Annotated in this window: 4 protein-coding genes and 1 pseudogene; 4 read left to right on the top strand and 1 reads right to left on the bottom strand. The window is 73.5% G+C overall.

The features are described from left to right. The coding region (locus L0B03_RS14855; protein ID WP_250447165.1) for an ATP-binding SpoIIE family protein phosphatase at positions 1–1,353 on the top strand (1,353 nt) is incomplete at its 5' end. A gap of 57 nt (positions 1,354–1,410) precedes the next feature. Here L0B03_RS14855 and L0B03_RS14850 read toward each other — a convergent pair. Beyond that, the gene (locus tag L0B03_RS14850; RefSeq protein ID WP_250447164.1) at positions 1,411–1,752 is read right to left on the bottom strand and encodes an STAS domain-containing protein; all 342 of its coding nucleotides are present in this window, start codon (positions 1,750–1,752) and stop codon (positions 1,411–1,413) included. Positions 1,753–1,862: 110 nt separating this feature from the next. On the opposite strand from L0B03_RS14850, the gene L0B03_RS14845 reads away from it, so the two are divergent. The 3 genes and pseudogenes from L0B03_RS14845 to L0B03_RS14835 form a co-directional block, all read left to right on the top strand. Next, entirely contained in the window at positions 1,863–2,297 is a 435-nt protein-coding gene (locus tag L0B03_RS14845; RefSeq protein ID WP_250447162.1) for a DUF3151 domain-containing protein, read from the top strand. A 134-nt stretch (positions 2,298–2,431) separates the two neighbouring features. After that, positions 2,432–3,718, top strand: a complete 1,287-nt coding sequence (locus L0B03_RS14840; RefSeq protein ID WP_250447161.1) for an adenylosuccinate synthase — start codon at positions 2,432–2,434, stop codon at positions 3,716–3,718. Between the two features lie 3 nt (positions 3,719–3,721). Continuing rightward, a pseudogene (locus L0B03_RS14835) lies at positions 3,722–4,031 on the top strand (phosphoribosylamine--glycine ligase family protein); the annotation flags it as partial.

Below are 4,031 nucleotides of genomic sequence, written 5' to 3'. Positions count from 1 at the left end.
TCCGAGTGGCTCGTCAGCCACCTCCGCTCGGCGCCCCCCCGGCTGCCGGACCCGCCGCGCCGCGTCGTCGTGCACGTGGTGCCGGGGCGTCGGCGCAACCCCGGCCTGCTGGTCTCGGTCCCGCTGCCCGCGGGCCTCGACGAGACGGCGCACGCCGTACTCGGCCTCGTGGCGCGGCGCGTGGGGATGGCCGTCGAGAACGTGCGGCTCTACGCCCGCGAGCACGGCCTGGCGGAGGCCCTGCAGCGCGCGATGCTCCCCGAGCAGGACGACGTCAAGGACCTGGACGTCTGGACCTACTACGCCCCGAGCTCGGCCCACGCGCAGGTCGGCGGCGACTGGTACGACGTGCTGCAGGTCGCCGAGGACCAGGTCGCCGTGGTCATCGGCGACGTCGTGGGGCACGACGTCGAGGCTGCCGCGGCGATGGGCCAGCTGCGCTCGGTGGTGCGCTCCTACGCCCATGAGATGGCCGAGCCCGGGGTGGTGCTCGACCGGGTCGACAAGCTCGTGGCAGGCATGCGGATCCCCCGGTCGGCGAGCCTGGTCCTGGCCACCCTCGTGCGGGACGAGGAGGGGTGGCTGCTGCGCTACTCGCGGGCCGGGCACCTGCCGCCCCTCGTCGTCCGCCAGGGCGAGGTCACCCGGCTCGACGGCGCGGGTGGCGCCCTGGTGGGCTTCGGCAGCCGCGCCCGGGAGACCTCCGCCTACCGGCTGCGGCCGGGGGACGTCCTCCTGCTCTACACCGACGGGTTGATCGAGCGTCGGGACCGCGGCCAGCGGGAGGGGCTCGAGGCCCTCGAAGAGGTCTCGACGGGCCTGCACGGTCAGGACGCCGCCGGTGCTGGCGAGGTGCTGCTCTCCCGCCTGGCCGACAGTCCCGAGGACGACGTCGCGGTCGTCGTCGTACGCGTGCCGGACCCCGAGAGCGAGGCGGCTCCCGCGGCCGGGACCCCGCGCCGTCGTCGCTGGTCCCTGCCGAGCGAGCCGAGCTCGATCGCCCGCGCCCGGCAGGCCGTGCTGCGCTCGTGCCAGGCCTGGGAGATCCCCGGCGGGCCGAGCGCCGAGCTCGTGGTCTCGGAGATGGTCGCGAACGCCGTGCTGCACGGGTGGGGGCACGTGGTGCTGCGCCTGTACGACACCGGCCAGGGCCTGCGCATCGAGGTCGAGGACTCCAACCCCGCGCCGCCCGTGGCCACGGACGGGCACCCGGGCCGGGTCGGGGGCTACGGCATGCGCATCGTCGAGCGGCTCGCGGACTGGGGCTGGCGGCCGAGCGGCTCGGGGAAGCTCGTGTGGGCGCGGGTGAACCCGGTGCCGATCAGCAGCGCACGCGGGCGACGCGAGGGCTGAGACGTTCGTCGGTGCTGCTGAGGCCCTGCTGAGGCCCTGCGTGCTGGCGCCTCGGGCCTAGGTGCTGGCGACGAGGGCCTCGGGCGGGCAGGCGTGCTCGTGGTCGATGCGGAACAGGTCCAGCGCGCCGCACACCTCGAGGACGAAGAGGTCGCGGTCGTCGCAGCCGCGCAGCACGGTGGCCCCGCCCCGCTTCAGGCCGGCGTCGGCGAGGGAGATGAGGAAGGCCGCGCCGGTCGAGTCCATGAAGGTCACGCCGCACATGTCGATGACCAGGAGCTGACGGCGCAGCCCGGTGACCCGCGCGGTGATCTCGGGGAACTGCGTGCGCTCGCTCAGGTCGAGATCTCCCGAGACGACGATCGTCGTGGTCGCGGCGGACATCGAGATCTCGATCATGGGGGAGGAGCGGCTCTCTCGAGGGGGGGCCCCGTTCAAGGGCCGTCGTCGACACTACCCACGGGGTCCGTGTGGTGCACCTCCACCCCGACGGGGTCCAGGATGGGGGCATGGAGAACCTGCTCGGCGGTCCGCCGCCCACCTTGCTGCCGACCGACCACCCCGACGTCGCCGCCCGGGAGTCCCTCGCGGCTGGGGCGTCGGTCCGTGAGGTCGTCCCGCAGCAACCCGCCTCCTCGTTGCTCTGGGCGCTCCTGGCCGAGGAGTCCCTGGCCGCTCAGGGTTCGGACCTCGACGGCGCCGTCGCGGCCTACGCCTACGCGCGCACCGGCTACCACCGCGGCCTGGACGCCCTGCGACGCGCGGGCTGGCGCGGGACCGGTCCGGTGCCGGTCGACCACGAGCCCAACCAGGGGTTCCTGCGGGCCCTGCTGGCTCTGGCCGAGGCTGCCGGGCGGATCGGCGAGGAGCCCGAGGCCGAGCGGTGCCGTGCCCTGCTCGCCGACTGCGGCACCTCGGTCGACGAGGTCACCGCCCTGCGCTGAACCCTCCGTGCCGGTGAGCGGCCCGCCCAGGCGGGCGTCCCGCCCTCCTGGGGCCGCGCTCCGGTAGCCTCGGTGCGGCGTGCGAGCCCCTCGGGGCCGGTGCGCCCTCCGTGCCGTCCGACAGAAGGAACCACATGCCAGCCGTCGTCGTGCTCGGAGCCCAGTGGGGCGACGAGGGCAAGGGCAAGGCCACCGACCAGCTCGGCTCGAGGGTCGACTACGTCGTCAAGTTCAACGGCGGCAACAACGCCGGGCACACCGTCGTCATCGACGGCGAGAAGTACGCCCTGCACCTGCTGCCGTCGGGGATCCTCTCGCCCGGGGTGACCCCGATCATCGGCAACGGTGTGGTGGTCGACCTTGAGGTGCTGTTCGCCGAGCTCGACGCCCTCGAGGTGCGCGGGGTCGACGTCTCACGGCTGCTGGTCTCCTCGAGCGCGCACATCATCGCGCCCTACAACCGGACGCTCGACAAGGTCACCGAGCGGTTCCTCGGCAAGCGTCGCATCGGGACCACAGGCCGGGGCATCGGGCCGACCTACGCGGACAAGATCAGCCGGGTCGGCATCCGGGTCCAGGACCTGTTCGACGAGAACATCCTGGCCCAGAAGGTCGAGGGGGCTCTGGACCAGAAGAACCACCTGCTGGTCAAGGTCTACAACCGCCGCGCGATCACCGTCGAGGAGACCGTCGAGGACCTGCTGGCCTACGGCGAACGGCTGCGCCCGATGGTCGCGGACACCGCCCTGGTGCTCAACGAGGCCCTCGACGCGGACAAGATCGTCGTCTTCGAGGCGGGTCAGGCGACCATGCTCGACGTCGACCACGGCACCTACCCCTTCGTGACCTCCTCCTCGGCCACGGCCGGCGGGGCGTGCACGGGCTCAGGGGTCGGGCCCACCCGCATCGACCGCGTGGTCGGCGTCATCAAGGCGTACACGACCCGCGTGGGCGAGGGCCCCTTCCCGACCGAGCTCAACGACGACGCCGGGGAGTGGCTCCGCAAGACCGGCGGCGAGTACGGCACGACGACGGGCCGCCCACGCCGCTGCGGCTGGTACGACGCGGTGATCGCCCGCTACTCGAGCCGGGTCAACGGCCTGACCGACCTGGTGCTCACCAAGCTCGACGTGCTGACCGGGCTCGAGAAGGTCCCGGTCTGCGTGGCCTACGACGTCAACGGCGTGCGGCACGACGAGATGCCCGTCGACCAGACCGCCTTCCACCACGCGGTCCCGATCTACGAGGAGCTGGACGGCTGGTGGGAGGACATCTCCCACGTCCGCACCTTCGAGGAGCTGCCGGTCAACGCCCAGCGCTACGTGCTGGCCGTCGAGGAGATGTCCGGGGCGCGGATCTCCTCGATCGGGGTGGGTCCGGGCCGCGAGGCCACCATCGTCCGGCACGACCTGCTGGGCTGAGCCGTGCGGATCCTCGTCATCGGCTCGGGCGCCCGTGAGCACGCCATCATCCGGTCGCTGGCCAGCGGCGCCGTCCCCGGCCCGGCCGAGGTCACCCCGGCCGTGATCGGCGAGAACGACCCCGAGGTGCTCGACGGCCACGTCGCGAGCGGCCACGAGCTCCACGCCGCCCCGGGGAATCCCGGGATCGCGGCGATCGCGACCCTCCACGAGGTCGACCCGCTCGACGGCGCCGCGGTCGCCGGCCTCGCGGTCGAGCTCGGGGCGGACCTCGTCGTCGTCGGGCCCGAGGCGCCGTTGGTCGCCGGGGTGG

The organism is Actinotalea sp. C106 (assembly GCF_023630195.1).
Taxonomy (GTDB): Bacteria; Actinomycetota; Actinomycetes; order Actinomycetales; family Cellulomonadaceae; genus Actinotalea.
Note: the sequence above shows the minus strand (reverse complement) of the source record. Positions and strands in the feature narration are given on the sequence as shown.

Bases quoted from the DNA above. Each gene is read 5' to 3' on its own strand.
- L0B03_RS14850 (WP_250447164.1), bottom strand. From the start codon at position 1,752: ATGATCGAGATCTCGATGTCCGCCGCGACCACGACGATCGTCGTCTCG.
- L0B03_RS14845 (WP_250447162.1), top strand. From the start codon at position 1,863: ATGGAGAACCTGCTCGGCGGTCCGCCGCCCACCTTGCTGCCGACCGAC.
- L0B03_RS14840 (WP_250447161.1), top strand. From the start codon at position 2,432: ATGCCAGCCGTCGTCGTGCTCGGAGCCCAGTGGGGCGACGAGGGCAAG.